This window comes from Pseudofrankia sp. DC12 (assembly GCF_000966285.1).
Lineage (GTDB): Bacteria > Actinomycetota > Actinomycetes > Frankiales > Frankiaceae > Pseudofrankia.
On record NZ_KQ031391.1, the window covers coordinates 465,480 to 480,597 of the forward strand.

A 15,118-nucleotide genomic window follows, 5' to 3' on the forward strand; every position below is an offset into this window, starting at 1 on the left:
GGACGATCAGACCACAGCACCGGCCCGGGAGCCGCCGCGAGCCTTGCCGGGCGCGCACAGTGGAGGCATGGGACGGGCGAGCACACGGCGGCGAATCGTGCGGGTGACCGTAGGGGCCACGCCGGGCCCTCGGGTCGACACGGTCGCCGGCGAGGAGCCGCTGGAGCTCCGGCTGCGCGGGAGGCCACTCGCCGTCACGATGCGCACCCCGGGGGACGACCTGGACCTCGCGGTCGGATTCCTCGTCGGCGAGGGGCTGATCGGCTCGGGCGCCGACGTGCGGTCGATGCGGTACTGCGCCGGCGCCGACGAGGACGGCGGGCAGACGTACAACGTGCTCGACCTGGTGCTCGACCCGGCGGTGCCCGAGCCGGACCTGTCCGCCGCGGCCCGCTCCTTCTACATGACCAGCTCGTGCGGGCTGTGCGGGAAGGCGAGCATCGACGCGATCCGGCTGCGCTCCCGGTACGGCGTCGCCGACGATCCGCTGCGGGTCGAGGCGGCGGCACTTGCCGGGCTGCCCGCGGCGCTGCGCCGGGCGCAGCGGCTGTTCGCGGCCACGGGCGGGCTGCACGCCGCCGCGCTCGCCGACGGACGAGGGCGCCTCGAGCTGGTCCGCGAGGACGTCGGGCGGCACAACGCCGTCGACAAGGTCGTCGGCGCGGCGGCCCGGGCCGGGCTCCTGCCGCTGCACGGGCGGGTGCTGCTGGTCAGCGGGCGGGCATCGTTCGAACTGACCCAGAAGGCGCTGCTGGCCGGGATCCCGGTACTCGCCGCGGTGTCGGCGCCGTCGTCGCTCGCGGTGGACCTGGCGGCCGAGAGCGGGATGACGCTCGTCGGCTTCCTGCGGGGCGACTCGATGAACGTCTACGCCGGGGCCGAACGGGTCGTCACGGGGAGCGGCCAGGCCGAGCCGCGCAGAGCGGCCGCCGAGCTGGCCGCGGCGGCCGCCGCCACGGCGCGCGACGACTCAGGCGAAAACGGCGCACATCGGGCCAGGTGAGCCGATAGAGTCCGGCTTCGTGACCTGCATCGTCGGGGTGGAGTACAACGGGCGGGTCGTGATCGGCGGTGACAGTGCCGGCGTCGCCGGGTGGTCGGTGACCGTCCGGGGCGACACCAAGGTCTTCCGCAACGGCGCCTACATCATGGGCTTCACCGACTCGTTCCGGATGGGCCAGCTGCTGCGGTACAGCCTGGTCCCGCCCATGCCGCACACCTGGGACCTGGACCGGTTCATGGCGACCGAGTTCGTCGCCGCCGTGCGCGACTGCCTGCGCGACGGCGGCTACGCCCGCAACGACTCGGGCAACGAGACCGGCGGCCAGTTCCTCGTCGGCATCCAGGGCCGGCTCTACCGGATCGACTCGGACTTCCAGATCGGCCGCAGCGTCGACGACTACCAGGCGGTCGGCGCCGGCGAGGACTTCGCCTGCGGCTCGCTGCACACCTCGGCCGCCCAGCCGCCGGAGGACCGGGTCCGCCTGGCGCTGGCAGCCGCGGCGCACCACTCGACCGATGTCCGGGCGCCGTTCCACCTTGTCTGGGACCCGGACCAGCCTGCCGACTGAGGCCACGCGCAGGGTCAGCGAGAGAGCTGGCGGATCCGCTGGGTCGCGATGGCCGCCCAGGCGGCGGGACCGGTGATCGGGGTGAACCGGGCGGCGGCGTCGGTCAGGGCGGCGTACTGGTCGTCGCTCAGCCTGATCTCGGCAGCCGCCGCGTTGGACTCCAGCTGCGCCACGCTGGACGCGCCGGGAATGGCGATCACACACGGGTTGTGGATCACCCAGGCGAGGGCGATCTGCGCGCAGCTCGCGTCGTGCGCCGCCGCCACCTCCCGCAGCACGTCGAGCAGCGGGGTCACCCTGGCCAGGTTCTCGGTCAGGAACAGCGGGTTGCCGATCCTCACCTTGCCCGCCGGCTGGTTCGTCACGTCGTACCGGCCGGCGAGCAGGCCCTGGGCCAGCGGGCTCCATGCGATGATCAACCGGCCGGCCCGCTCCGCATACGGGATCAGGATCTCGTCCGGGGCCCGGTGCACGAGGCTGTACTCGACCTGGTTGGACAGGACCGGCCCGCCGAGCGCCGTCTCGGCCGCCTGCCAGCGGGTCAGCGAGTAGTTCGAGACGCCGACGTGGTCGATCAGCCCGACCTCGCGCAGCCCGCGCATGCCGCGCATCGCCGGGCCGTCCTTGACGATCGGGTTCGGCTGGTGCATCTGGTAGAGGTCGAGCCTGCGGACGCCGAGGCGCCGGGCGCTGGCGAGGCCGCGCTGCTCGACGACCGAGGCCACGGGCACCACCGGGAGGATCTTCGTCGCGATGAAGGCCGTCTCGGCGAGCTCCTCACCGGCCTCGCGCAGCGCGGCGCCGACGATCCGTTCGCTCGCGCCCATCCCGTAGATCTCGGCGGTGTCGATCATGGTGATCCCGAGCTCGAGCGCGCGGCGCAGGATCAGATGCGCCTCGCGGCGGGCGTACTCCGGGCCGTAGCCCCAGTTGCCCGACCCGAACTGCCAGGCGCCGAGCCCGATCTTCGAGATCTTCTTCGAGCCCTTGACCGCGTCGCCGACGACCGCGCTCCCCAGGGTCTTGTCCCCGAGGTCTCCGAGCGTGTTCACATACCGCATGGACACAGTCAACACACCTACGTGGCCCGACGCTGTCCGACGCGCGACCATGTTGTCGCGAACGAGCACATCCGAGGTTTCGCACCGAGCATGGGTGATCCGGTTGTGAGCAGGGGCGCGGTCGCCTATCGTCCGACCTCGCTGGTGAAACGTGTTCTAGTTCGTCGGGAGGGCGCCTTGTCCGAGTCCATGGCGGAGCAGCCCGTGCGCGTCGGAGACCCAGAGCCGCCCGCGCTCACCGGAGACCCAGAGCCGCCCGCGCTCACCGGAGACCCAGAGCCGCCCGCGCTCACCGGAGACCCAGAGCCGCCCGTGCTCACCGGAGACACAGAGCCGCCCGTGCTCGTCGAGGCCGACGGGGCCGTGCTTACGGTGACGTTGAACCGGCCGGCGAAGCGGAACGCCACCAACGCGGAGGTGCTCTGCCGCCTCTACGACGCCTGGCGCCGGCTCGACGAGGACGACTCGCTGCGGGTCGCGATCCTCACCGGGAGGGGCGGCACGTTCTGCGCCGGCATGGACCTGGGCGAGATCATCCGGCTGCGCCAGGGGGTCCGGGACAACGAGTGGATCATCCGGCTGCAGGACGACCCGGGCATCTCGCTGAAGGCCTACCTGAAGCGGTACCGGCCGGCGAAGCCGGTGATCCTGGCCGCCGAGGGCTTCGCCCGGGCGGGCGGCACCGAGATCCTGCAGGGCACCGACATCCGGGTCGCCGGCGAGAACGCCGTGTTCGGGGTCACGGAGGTGCAGCGCGGCCTGTTCCCGATGGCCGGCTCGGCCGTTCGGCTGCGCCGCCAGATGGGCTACGCCGTCGCCGCGGAGATGCTGTTGACCGGCGCGGACCTGACCGCGCAGCGCGCCCACGAGCTCGGCCTGATCAACCACGTCGTGCCCGACGGGCAGGCGCTGGCCAAGGCCCGCGAGATCGCCGACCGGATCGCGCGCAACGGCCCGCTCGCGGTCCGGGCCATCCTCGCGACCCTGCGCGAGACGGAGACACTGCCCGAGGCGGAGGCCTTCGGCATCGAGGAGCGCCAGGGCGGCGCGGTCATGCGCTCGAAGGACGCCATGGAGGGCCCGGTCGCCTTCCTGGAGAAGCGCGAGCCCGTCTTCACGGGTAGCTAGCCCTGGAGGGAAAGGGGAGTCCGGATGCTGAGCGTCTTCTGTTTCGACCGGCTGGCCGTGACCGTCAGGGACCTGTACTTCGTCGATCCGGACCCCGCTCCCGGTCAGGAGGGGCCCGAGCGCGGGGTGCGCGTGGAGCTGCGGCTCGTCGAGCCCCAGCCGTGGCGCGGGTCGATCTACGCCTCGCAGCGGATCGTCGTCGACACGTCGCTGCTGCGGGTCGACCTGCTGGAGTCGGTGGCGCGCGGCCCAGGCAGCCGCGACCGGGTGCATCACCATCCGGTGGTGACCGACAACGAGCCGGGTAGCCGGGTCTTCGACCGCGCGCTGACCGACGACCCGCTGGCCTGGCTGCGCGGCCGGCTGGCCGACCCGATGGCGCTGCTCGCTGCGGCGGGGGTCGACGACCTGGCCGGCTACCAGGAGTCCGCCGGCGAACTGACGCTGTCATTGCCCCAGGTCGTCGAAGCGGTCGCCAGCAGCCTCGAACGGGTCCGTGCCGGCGAGCTGGCCCTCACCCGGACCCGGGGCACCTGAACACGAGCGCTCGAAATAGAACGCATTCTACGATCGTAGGGTGGACGAGCCCCGGCCGGCGCGAGCCGGGCCGCCCGCTCGAGGCACCGCGGTCCTCCGTCGCTTCACTCGCCGCACTCACAGGCGGCGGGTCAGCCGGAAGGACTTGATCGAGAAGCCGTTGCGGACGTACAGCCGGTGAGCGTCGTAACGGTGGGTGCCGGCGTCGAGGTGGACCTGGACGCAGTGGTGGAACCGCGCCTCGCGCTCCAGCCAGGCCAGCAGGCGGGAGGCATGGCCCTGGCCCCGGGCGGCGGGCACGGTCGAGAGGTCGTCAACGACCAGCACCCGGCCGTGGGCCAGCATGTGCTGCAGGCGGAAGCCGGCCGCGGCGACGACCCGGCCCGAGGCCGCGTCCCAGGACCCGACCAGCCGGTAGCCCTGGGGCCGCTGCACCTCGTTGACGAGCCGGACGAACCCGGCCGAGGTCAGGTGCGGGCGCAGTTGGCGCATCGCGTCGTACGCCTTCTCGGTCCCGTCCGCTCCCAGCTCCTCGATCTTCACGTTTCGTATTCTGCCAGTTGCAAGGCGTGATGGAAGGGTTGGCCCACGCAAGGCCGCCTTGTCGCGACCCGTCCGCTCGGCCGCCGACCTGTGGTCCCGGTCCGCCCCCGCGGGCCTGCCGGGCCAGCCGGCCGGTCAGATTCCGTGGGCCTGCAGCCACATCTCCAGCAGGCCGACCTGCCAGAGCGAGTTCGCACCGAGGTTGGTGCGCAGGTCGTTCGGCGCGTCGAGGGCCGCCGCCACCCACTCCGGCCGGTAGAGGCCCCGCTCGCGCGCGGCCGGGTCATGCAGCGCGGCCGCCACCCGCTCAAGGATCGGGCCCGACAGGTGGCGGATGGCCGGCACCGGGAAGTAGCCCTTGGGACGGTCGATCACCTCGTCCGGCAGCAGGGTGCGGCTGATGTCCTTGAGCACTCCCTTCCCGCCGGAGGCGAGCTTGTACTCCGGCGGGCAGGCGGCCGCGAGCTCGACCAGCTCATGGTCGAGGAACGGCGTGCGGGCTTCCAGCCCCGCGGCCATCGTCATGTTGTCGACCCGCTTCACCGGGTCGTCGACCAGCATGATCGTCGAGTCGATCCGCAGCGCCGCGTCGACGGTGGTCTCGGCGCCGGGGTGGTCGAAGTGCTCGGCGACGAAGTGCCGGCTCGCGTCGCCCTCGATCAGGTGGTCGGCCGCGATGATGGCGGCCAGGTCGCCGTGGGCCCGGTCGGCGAAGACCCGCAGATAGGCGTCGACGGCCTGGTCGCGGGGCACCGCGTCGAGCGGGCTGTACCAGGAGTAGCCGGCGAACACCTCGTCGGCGCCCTGCCCGGACTGCACCACGGTCACGTCCCGGGCGACCTCCTGGGACAGCAGGTAGAACGCGACGCAGTCGTGGCTGACCATCGGCTCGCTCATCGCGTCGATGGCCGCGTCGACCGCGGGCGTCAACGCCTCGGTCGGGACCAGGATCTGGTGGTGGTCGGTGCCGAAGTGCTTGGCGACCAGGTCGGAGTAGTGGAACTCGTCGCCCGTCTCGCCGCCGGCGGCCTCGAAGCCGACGCTGAACGTGGCCAGGCCCGCCTGCCCGGCCCGCGCGAGCAGAGCGACGATCATGCTGGAGTCCAGCCCGCCGGACAGCAGCACGCCGACCGGCACGTCGGCGACCATCCGGCGGCGGACCGCGACGCGCAGCCTCTCCGCGACGGCGTCGCGCCAGTCGAGCGCCGTCCAGCCGGCCTGCTCGGGGCGGCGGGTGAAGTCGGGCCGCCAGTAGACCTTGTCCGTGCTGGTCCCGTCCGGCTCGATCACGCGGACCGTCGCCTGGGGCAGCTTGCGCACTCCGCGCAGGATCGTGCGGGGCGGCGGGACGATCGCGTGGAACGACAGGTAGTGGTGCAACGCGACCAGGTCGAGCTCGGTGTCCACCCCGCCGCCGGCGAGCAGCGCGGGCAGGGTCGAGGCGAACCGGATCCGGTGGGCGTCGGCGCTGACGTAGAGCGGCTTGATGCCGAGACGGTCCCGGGCGAGCACGAGGCGGCCGCTGTCGCGCTCGTGCACGGCGATCGCGAACATCCCGGCGAAGTGGTCGACGAAGCCGGTCCCCCACCGGTGGTAGGCCTTGAGCACGACCTCGGTGTCCGAGCCGGAGAAGAACCGGTAGCCGGCGGCGGTCAGCTCGTCGCGCAGCTCCTGGTAGTTGTAGACGCAGCCGTTGAACACGACCGTGAGGCCGAGCTCGGGGTCGGTCATCGGCTGCGCGCCCCGCTCGGACAGGTCGATGATCTTCAGACGACGGTGGCCGAGCGCCACCGGGCCGGCCGAGAAGAGGCCGACGCCGTCCGGGCCGCGCCGCTCCAGCGCCGCCGTCATCCTGGCGACCGCCACGACGTCAGCCGGCTGGCCGTCCAGCCGCAGCTCCCCGCTCAGCCCACACATGTCCGCTCCTGTCAGCTGATTTGCGTCGGATCGGGAACACGCCTTTTCCTCCGTTGTGCCCCGGATCGGGCCGGACATTCCGGGCGAGGTCAGCTCCGCAGCAGCCAGGTGTCCTTGCACCCGCCGCCGCGGGACGAGTTCACGACGAGGCTGCCGGCCGGTGCGACGCGGCTGAACGCGGCCGGCGCCACCAGCATCTGCTCGCCCTGGTAGACGAAGGCGCGCAGGTCGACGGCGCGCGGTTCCAGCCGGCTGGCGCCCGCGCCGGCCGCCGAGGGGTCGGCCGACTCGGCCGACTCGGCGGCCCAGGTCGGATGAGTGGACAGCGCGACCACCTCCTGCCCGATCCAGCGCCGCGGCTCGGCGAGAAGCTGTTCGCGCGCCGCCGTCAGCTCGTGCGGCGCGGCGCGGGGGCCGATCAGCACGCCAGCGCCACCGTAGCCGTCGACCGGTTTGACGACCAGCTCGTCGAGGTGAGCCAGCACGTGGTCGAGCTGCTCCGGGTCGCCGCAGACATAGGTCGGGACGTCGTCGAGCACGGGCTGCTCGCCCAGGTAGTACGGGATCAGCCGGTTGACATGGGCGTAGACCACCTTGTCGTCGGCGACGCCGTTGCCCGGGGCGTTGGCCAGGCTCACGGTCTCGGCGGCGAGCGCGGCGGCGAGCGGGGGGCCGAGCGGCCCGCCGTCGGCGCCGAGGGCGGCGAACAGGTCGTCGTCGTCGATCCGCCGGTAGAGCACGTCGACCGGACGCGGCGCGCCGCCGGCCGGGTCGAGGTAGCGGACGGCGCCGTCACCGACGACGAGCTCGTGCGGCTCGACCAGCGGCACGACCATCTGCTCGGCCAGGAACTGGTGCTCGAAGTAGGCGGAGTCCTCCGGCCCGCTGGTCAGCACGGCGACCGCCGGCACACCGTGGCTGTCGCGGCCGCGGGCATGGGCGGGCGCCGCGGCCACGAGCGCGGCGTGCAGCAGCGCCGGCACCGCGTCGAGGCCGAGAATCCCCGGCCGGACGGACAGCTCGGGCAACGCGGCACGGGTGAGCCAGCGGGCGGCGACCGCGTAGGCGGCGCCGGAGGGAATCCGCAGGTTGTCCTCGAGCACGAGCCACCGGCCGTCGCCGCCGCGGACCAGGTCGATGCCGCTGACCGTGGCCCGGATGGCGCCCGCGGGGACGGCATGCCCCCAGTGGCGCAGCCCCGGCGACGCCGGGACCGCCCAGGCGGGCACGATTCCGTCGGCGACGGCGTGCCCGTCGGCGTACACGTCCCGCAGGAAGGCCTCCAGCGCCCGGACCCGCTGGACCAGGCCGGTGCCGATCATGGCCCAGTCGGCGGCGTCGACGATCCGCGGCACCAGGTCGATCGGGAGCGGCCGGCTCTCCTGCTCGCCAGCGACGCGGAAGACCATGCCCTGGGCGGTCTGGGTGGCCCGGCGGGTGGCGGCCCGCTCGTCGAGCGCCGCCGGGCCGATCCGCTCCAGGGCGCGCAGCACCCCTCGGTAGGACGGGCGGACCAGGCCGCGGGCGTCCAGGGACTCGTCGTAGCCGTCGGGCTGGAAGTCCTGCCGGCCCTGGTAGCCCGACAGCAGCGTCGGCGCCACCCGTTCGGCCCGGGCCAGCGCGGTCGAGTCACTGGTCGCCGGGCCTGTCGCGGGCGTCGAGGCGGGCGGGCCGGGCTCGGCCGCCCGGGTGCGGGCGAGCAGCAGGTCGGCGGCGTCCGTCAGCAGGCCGCGGCGCAGGAAAGCCCGGCGGGCCGCGGCCGCGGCGCTGCCGCGCTGGACCGCCTGGTCGGCCAGCTCGGTGAGCAGCTCCCAGTCTCCCGCGGCCTCCAGCTGGGGGCGGATCTCGGCGAGCAGCCGGCCCAGCAGGTCCTCGGCCGGCACTGGCCCCGCGCCGCCGCCGGACGGCTCGACGAGGTCGCCCTCCAGCCCGGAGCGGGCGGCCCGCCAGGTCGCGGCCCGCAGCAGTTCGGCGCGCGGCAGCGCGGTGGCCGCACCCGCCTCGATCGCGGCGACCGAGTGGCTCACCAGGCCCCGGAACAGGCCGGCGATCAGCACGACCGTGTCGACGTCCGGGCAGGCGTCACAGACACGCAGCTCGACGGTCGGCAGGTGGGCCGACGGACGGATGTCGAAGTACACCATCCCGAGGTCGCTGATCACCCCGGACTTGACCAGGTCGGCGACCAGCTGGTCGTACTCGGCCGCGGTCTCGAACCGGCCGGTCACCCCGGCGGTCGGCCAGCGCTGCCAGACCATCGTGCGCATGCTGGCGTAGCCGCTGTCGGCCCCCAGCCAGAACGGCGAGCTCGCCGAGAGGGCCAGGAACAGCGGCAGCCAGGGGCCTACGCGCGCGATGACGGCCATCGCAATGTCCCGGTCGCCGACGTCGACGTGCACGTGGGCCCCGCAGATCACCTGCTCGCGGGCAAGGATCTGGTACTCCTCTGTCATCTGCAGGTAACGCGGGTCGCGGCTGACCTCCAGCCGGTCCGGGTCGACGATCGGGACGGTGCCGGCGGCGACCGGGCCGAGCCCGAGCGGCTCCGCGGCGGCGGCCAGCTCGCGGCGCAGGTCGACGAGGTCGGCGCGCAGCGCGGCCAGGTCGCGGGTCGGCGCGCTGTTCGTCTCGACGACGGACTTGAGCAACTCGGAGGTGAAACGACCGGTCGGCAGGACCTCCAGAATCTCCCCGGCCCTGGGTACCAGCGCCCGGGTGACCAGATCGAGGATGTGGAACTCCTCCTCGACGCCGACGGCAGGAATCGGCGTGTCGCTCATGGTCGCCACGCTACGTCTCCTCCGTTGCGGCGGCATGTGGCGGGTGTGAACCGCCCGCCTGTCAGGCGCTTCGTGCCCGCCAAACCCTTCTGTCACCTGTCGTCGCGTCACCCGGCGATGTGTCACCCGGCGCAACGGCATCCGCTGTCGGGACGTGCCCGGCCCAGCACAGCAGGACCCTCGGAACGAGCCTGCCGGCCGCCCGGCTCCCGGTCGCGGCGCGACGCCGTGACCTGCGCCACCGACCGGTCACCGGCGGCGGCCAGGCCGCCCGGGACACCGCGCCGGGCCGACAACGGAGGGAGCCGAACAACCGCGAGCAGGCCGGCTGGAAGGCCGCCGCGGCGTACCGTGGCGAGCATGCCCGCGAAAACGCCAACGAATGCACCGGAAATGATTTCGGAAACCATTCCCCCGCGTATTCCGTCGGGTGTACCGGAAATAACGCGGGACGCGCTGGACAGCCCGAAACCCGGGCCATTGCGCCACCGAGGGCCTCGGTGAGCGGTCCGGCGGACCGCTCGGCCGACGTGCAGCTCAGTCCGCGCCCGCACGCCGGGCACGGCCCGGACGACGCGCCGCCGGCCTCGTCACCGGCCGCCGCGGGGCAGAGCGAGCGGCCCGAGGCCAGCCATCGGGAGCCGGCGGCCACCCGGCCGGCCCACGTCCACCAACCAGCCGGCACCGGCCAGCAGAGTGCCGAACACGAGGCCGCCCACGAGAGCGCGGCCGAGGCGGGTGCGGCCCAAGCGGGTTCCGGCCACGAGCACGACGGGCGCCACGAGCACGGCGGGCGCCATGAGCACGGCGACAGCCACCGGGGCCACCGCCACGGCGCCGGCGGGCACAGCCACCGGCCGTCGGCGTCCGCCGATGCCCGGCTGCTGACGGCCGCACTCACGCTGATCGGTGGCTTCCTGGTCGCCGAGGTGATCGTCGGCTTCGCCGTCGGCTCGGTCGCGCTGCTGTCGGACGCCGCGCACATGCTCACCGACGCGGGCTCGCTGGCACTGGCGCTGGTCGCGATGCGGCTCGCCGCGCGCCCGGCGGGCGGCCCGCTGACCTACGGCTGGCGGCGCATCGAGATCCTCTCCGCGCAGGCGAACGGCTTCGCGCTGCTCGCGCTCGCCCTGGTGCTGGCCGTGCCGGCGGCCGGGCGGCTGGTGCACCCGACCGGGGTCGCCGGCGCACCGGTGCTGGTCACGGCGCTCGTCGGCGTCGCGGTGAACGTCGGGGCGACGACGCTGCTGGCCCGCGCCGACCGGCGCAGCCTGAACGTCGAGGGCGCCTTCCAACATGTGCTCACCGACCTGTTCGCCTTCCTCGCGACAGCGGCGGCCGGCCTTGTGATCCTCCTGACCGGCTTCACCCGGGCCGACCCGCTCGCCGCGCTGGTAGTGGCCGCGATGATGGTCCGCGCCGGGTGGGGCCTGATCCGCGACACCAGCCGGGTCTTCATGGAGGCGGCCCCGGTCGGCGTCGACCCGGCGGAGATCGGCCAGGCGCTGGCCGGTCTCGACCAGGTGGCCGACGTGCACGACCTGCACGTCTGGGAGGTCACCTCGGGGATGGCGGCGCTGTCGGCGCATCTGCTGGTCGACCCGGCCGGGGACTGCCACCGGATCTCGGACGCCGCCCGCCGGCTGGTGCGCGAGCGCTGGCGCATCGACCACGTCACCCTGCAGGTCGACCACGCCGAGCCCACCGTGCTGACGGTCACTCTGGGCCCTCGCTGGCAGTGCTCCGTCACCCCTGCGTCGTCGGAACCGGCACGCGACGCGGGCGAGCGGTAACCGGCTTGAACGCCGGATTCCCACCGGGTGGGCGAACACGCCGCCGCACGGCCGAAAGGACGGACGGCTGGGCACGGGTAGACGGCCGGGTGACGGAGAACGGGGCCGGTGTCCCGGCACCGGCCCCGTTCTTGGATCCAGTGTCCGTCACCCGCGGACGGCGGCGCCGCCGGGTCTACCCGGCGCGGTTGACGCACGACGCCAGGTCGACACGCGAACAGCCGCCCACCACGGGCGGAACGGCCAATTGCGACATTTATGGCCGAACGGTGAGGGTGGCGCGCTATCTCCGGAACGACATTCACCCACTCCGCAGTGATGCCCGTCACGTGACCGGGACCATTCATGTGGGAATCCGCTGAAGCCTGCTAGACACAAGCACGTGATCGGGGACGAGGCGGACATCCCGGCCGCCGGCGACGCGACCGAGGTGCCGGCCGGCAGCGCACCGCCGGACCGCGGCACCGGCTCCGTCGCGGCCGCGCCCGACCCGGTGGAGTTCGCCGGCGGCGCGGCCCGGCTGGCGGGGCTGCGCCGGCTGACCGCCTGGCCGCGCCTCCCGCCGCCCCTCCCCGCCGAGCCGGCCGGCACGCTCGCACCGGTCGAGAGTCCCGGGGCCGACGGGTCCCGCGCGGCCACCCGGACCGTCACGCTCGCCGAGCCCCCACCACCCGGCGACGCCGCGCCGTCTGAGGACCTCATGGCGACCGATGCCCCCACAGGGACTGGTCACCCCATGCGGACCGGGGCGCCGGTGGGCAGCCCGTTCGCCGACGCCGCCGGCGCCCGCCTGCTGACCACCGCGGAGGGGCACGCCACCGCCACGATGACCATCCCGTCCTGGCTGACCGGCCCGGCACCGGGTGGTGACCTCGGCACTGCCGCCGTCACCGCGCTCGCGGAGATCGCGATGGGTGCCGCGGGCAACGCCGGCCTGGCGGCCGACGAGCTGACCGTCACCGCCGCCTTCCAGCTACGCACCCGTGGCTCGGCCAAGGGCTGGCCCGGTTTCGGGGCCACCGCGCCCGCGGTGTCGGTGTTCGCCCCCGCGCCGGCCACCGACCGCGTGCGCCGGCGCCGGGCCGAGCTGCGCGCCGAGGCGCGGGTGCAGGACTCCGAGGCGGATGAGCCGCTGCGCCGGGTGACCGCGACCGTCAGCACCCCCGCGGGCCACCCGCTGGCCACGGCGTCCGCGATCCGCGCCGTCGTCCGCTCGACCCGCCTCGACCGGGCCCGCGCCGAGGACGCCGCCGGGCTGGCCCAGCTCACCGGCCCGGCCGGGGAAGGCGAGGCGGGCACCCGGGCGCGGCAGACGCCGGACGGCCTGGTCTGCCACCGGCCGCCGTCGCATCCGCTGCTCGCCGAGCTGGCCGCCGACGTCGACCATGACGGCGACCGGGTGACCCTGCGGCTGACCCCGCCCGGGTGGCTCGCCAACCGGCTCGGCCAGGTGCACACGGCCGCCAGCTGCGCGCTCGTCGACGCGGCGATCGCCACGGCGCTCGCCCGGCGGCTGCCGGCCGGCTCCGCGGCGCACACCCTGTCGCTGGACCTGACGGTCGTGCACTCGCTCACGCTGGAGGCGGAGGTGACGGCGGTGGCCACGGTCCGCCACGTCGGGCGGCGACTGGCCGTGGTCGACGTCGAGGTAAGCCAGTCAGCGGGGCCACCGAGCGTGCTCGCCAGGGCGACCGTCTCCCGCACCAGCCACCGACTGTCGAAGCAGTAGAATCGCTGGCTGAGCCGTCGGCGGAGGTCGGCTGGCGACCGAGTCTCCGGTAGTCCGTAGGCAACCTACATTTACGGATCGTAATCAGGCATCTTCACAGCGTGTTACATTCTTCGTATCACACCGTGGTATTACGCGACCCGTGACCGAGTGACTACAACTCCCCCTGCAAGACTCCACCGCGACATCGCGACAGCGAGCTCGCGGCCTGGGCGGCAGGCCGCCCAGCCACCCACAGGGGGACGAGTCATGGCGTTACTGCAACCGGCCACCAATCTCGACACGGCCCGCCGGAGCGCCCACCCGGTGCGCATGACCAGAGTGGGCGGCCCGATGGGCACAGCGGTGGGCGCGGCCGCCCTGGCCGGCGGTACCGGACGCGGCACCCCGACGTCCCTGCTCGACGACGGTCGGGTCGGGCGCCATGTGCGGGTCCCCAAGACCGCCGAGCTGGTCGCGGCGCACCTGCGCCGCCAGATCGTGCGCGGCGAGCTGGTCGAGGGGGACGCGCTGCCTCCCGAAGCCGTCCTCATGGAGCAGTTCGGCGTCTCCAGGCCGACGCTGCGCGAGGCGTTCCGCGTCCTGGAGTCGGAGGCGCTGATCTCGGTCCGCCGCGGCGCGCACGGCGGCGCCCGGGTGCACCGGCCGGACGGCCACGTCGCGGCCCGCTACGCCGGGCTGGTGCTGGAGCACCGCCGCACCACGGTCGCCGACGTCCAGCACGCGCGGGCGTCGCTGGAGACGCCCGCGGTTCGGATGCTGGCCGAGGCGCAGGCCGGACCGGCGCTGGGCCGGCTGCGGGCGGCGCTGAGCGAGTCCGCCACGGCGATCGACGGCGGCCAGACACCGGGCGGCGCGGCGGCCAGCCACGACGGCACCGGCCCGGACCCCTGGGCGGCGCTGAACGGCTTCCACCACCTGCTCGTCGAGCTGGCCGGGAACCAGACGCTCACCGTGATCGACAACATGCTCCGTCACATCCTGCACACCGCGGCGACCGGCCACCAGCCGGGCCTGGACGGGCGTCCCGAGCTCTCGGGTCCCGCCGACGCGGAGGGCCGGGACGAGCTGGCCGGGCACCTGGACGTGCACCGCCGCCTCGTCGAGCTGATCGAGCGGGGCGACCCGGACGCGGCCGAGGCGCTCTGGCGCCGGCACGTGGCCGAGGCCACCGACGAGAGGTCAGCCGCGCCGCTCGACCTTCTCGGCGGCTGACGGCCGTTCTCGCCCGTCGGGCCGGGGATCGCGGCGCGCGCCGCGATCCCCGGCCCGCACCGGTCCGGCCCGCACCGGTCCGGCCCGCACCGGTCCGGCCCGCACCGCGCGCACGGGTCGTCGCGCGGATTGGCCCATCCCTGTGGTGGAGCCCCCGCCCCGGGGTCTAGCGTGTGGCGCCATGGCGGCCGCGGGTCTTGCCTGGCAGACGCTTCCCGAGCCAGGCGTGCTGGCGCTCGTGGACACCGTGTCCCGGCGCGCGGCGGCTCTCGCGCGCCCGAACCCGGCCGACCTGCCCATCACCGAGCTCGTCACCGTCGAGCAGCAGGTGGCCCGCTGGCTGGACCCGACGACGCGGTCCGACGCCGAGACCGTCCTGGCCAGCCGCCTCGCCGGCGACCCGATGCCGACGCTGCGCTCGGTGTGCTGGCTGATCGCCTCGTGGGCCGTCGTGCTGCACCTGCGCACCGGGGCGGCGCCGTCCGAGGTGCTCGACCGGCTCACCCTCTGCGGCATCTGGCGCGGCCCGCAGGCCCCGGAGACGGAGCGCGTCTGGGAGCTGCTGACCGCGCAGGTCCGGACCGGGGCACTCGCCGCCCTCACCGACGACGTCGGCACGGCGACGGCGTTCCGCGCGGCGGCGTACACCCGCGTGGCGGGCTACGCGGAGTGCCTCCTGCACCACAGCCTCATGCTGATCTCAAGCCTGTGGCTCACGCTGGGCGCCCACGGCCTGGAGCCGCCCGACGTCGCCGCCACGCTCGCCGTCTACACCCACGACGCGTTCGAACGTCCCCAGGGCTCGTTCCGGCCGCTTGGCTGACCGCCGGCGGATCTCACGAGC

General features: G+C 74.1%; 12 protein-coding genes. 8 read left to right on the forward strand and 4 right to left on the reverse strand.

Annotation, left to right across the window (positions count from 1 at the left end; genetic code table 11):
- Window positions 1-67: 67 nt before the first annotated feature.
- A complete protein-coding gene (gene fdhD / locus FRADC12_RS01890) occupies window positions 68-1,003 on the forward strand; it encodes a formate dehydrogenase accessory sulfurtransferase FdhD (RefSeq protein ID WP_255355162.1) in 936 nt (311 codons plus the stop codon).
- A gap of 19 nt (window positions 1,004-1,022) precedes the next feature.
- Window positions 1,023-1,571: an Ntn hydrolase family protein gene (locus FRADC12_RS01895; protein WP_045875309.1), complete on the forward strand. Its 549-nt coding sequence runs from the start codon at window positions 1,023-1,025 to the stop codon at window positions 1,569-1,571.
- 14 nt (window positions 1,572-1,585) lie between these two features.
- On the opposite strand, the gene FRADC12_RS01900 is transcribed toward FRADC12_RS01895, so the two are convergent.
- Window positions 1,586-2,632, reverse strand: a complete 1,047-nt coding sequence (locus FRADC12_RS01900; protein WP_502685302.1) for an aldo/keto reductase — start codon at window positions 2,630-2,632, stop codon at window positions 1,586-1,588.
- Window positions 2,633-2,836: 204 nt separating this feature from the next.
- On the opposite strand from FRADC12_RS01900, the gene FRADC12_RS01905 reads away from it, so the two are divergent.
- Both FRADC12_RS01905 and FRADC12_RS01910 read left to right on the forward strand, forming a co-directional pair.
- Window positions 2,837-3,760 carry a crotonase/enoyl-CoA hydratase family protein gene (locus FRADC12_RS01905; protein WP_255355163.1) on the forward strand — a complete coding sequence of 308 codons (924 nt, stop codon included), beginning with the start codon at window positions 2,837-2,839 and terminating at the stop codon, window positions 3,758-3,760.
- Between the two features lie 24 nt (window positions 3,761-3,784).
- A complete protein-coding gene (locus FRADC12_RS01910; protein ID WP_045875310.1) occupies window positions 3,785-4,297 on the forward strand; it encodes a hypothetical protein in 513 nt (170 codons plus the stop codon).
- A 117-nt stretch (window positions 4,298-4,414) separates the two neighbouring features.
- Here the strand turns inward: FRADC12_RS01910 and FRADC12_RS01915 are convergent, their stop codons facing one another.
- The 3 genes from FRADC12_RS01915 to FRADC12_RS01925 all read right to left on the reverse strand — a co-directional run bounded on the left by FRADC12_RS01915 (window position 4,415) and on the right by FRADC12_RS01925 (window position 9,537).
- Window positions 4,415-4,840, reverse strand: coding sequence for a GNAT family N-acetyltransferase (locus FRADC12_RS01915; RefSeq protein ID WP_045875311.1), 426 nt, complete (start codon window positions 4,838-4,840; stop codon window positions 4,415-4,417).
- A 135-nt stretch (window positions 4,841-4,975) separates the two neighbouring features.
- A complete protein-coding gene (locus FRADC12_RS01920) occupies window positions 4,976-6,757 on the reverse strand; it encodes an N-acetylglutaminylglutamine amidotransferase (RefSeq protein WP_045875312.1) in 1,782 nt (593 codons plus the stop codon).
- 89 nt (window positions 6,758-6,846) lie between these two features.
- Window positions 6,847-9,537, reverse strand: coding sequence for a carboxylate--amine ligase/circularly permuted type 2 ATP-grasp protein (locus FRADC12_RS01925; RefSeq protein ID WP_045875313.1), 2,691 nt, complete (start codon window positions 9,535-9,537; stop codon window positions 6,847-6,849).
- A gap of 500 nt (window positions 9,538-10,037) precedes the next feature.
- Here FRADC12_RS01925 and FRADC12_RS01930 point away from each other — a divergent pair, with 500 nt between their 5' ends.
- The 4 genes from FRADC12_RS01930 (at window position 10,038) to FRADC12_RS01945 (ending at window position 15,097) form a co-directional block, all read left to right on the forward strand.
- Window positions 10,038-11,330, forward strand: a complete 1,293-nt coding sequence (locus FRADC12_RS01930) for a cation diffusion facilitator family transporter (protein WP_045875314.1) — start codon at window positions 10,038-10,040, stop codon at window positions 11,328-11,330.
- A 382-nt stretch (window positions 11,331-11,712) separates the two neighbouring features.
- The gene (locus FRADC12_RS01935; protein WP_232303551.1) at window positions 11,713-13,059 is read left to right on the forward strand and encodes a PaaI family thioesterase; all 1,347 of its coding nucleotides are present in this window, start codon (window positions 11,713-11,715) and stop codon (window positions 13,057-13,059) included.
- A 249-nt stretch (window positions 13,060-13,308) separates the two neighbouring features.
- Entirely contained in the window at window positions 13,309-14,274 is a 966-nt protein-coding gene (locus FRADC12_RS01940; RefSeq protein ID WP_045875315.1) for a FadR/GntR family transcriptional regulator, read from the forward strand.
- A gap of 181 nt (window positions 14,275-14,455) precedes the next feature.
- Complete coding sequence (locus FRADC12_RS01945) at window positions 14,456-15,097, forward strand: hypothetical protein (RefSeq protein WP_045875316.1); 642 nt, start codon at window positions 14,456-14,458, stop codon at window positions 15,095-15,097.
- Window positions 15,098-15,118: the final 21 nt, after the last annotated feature.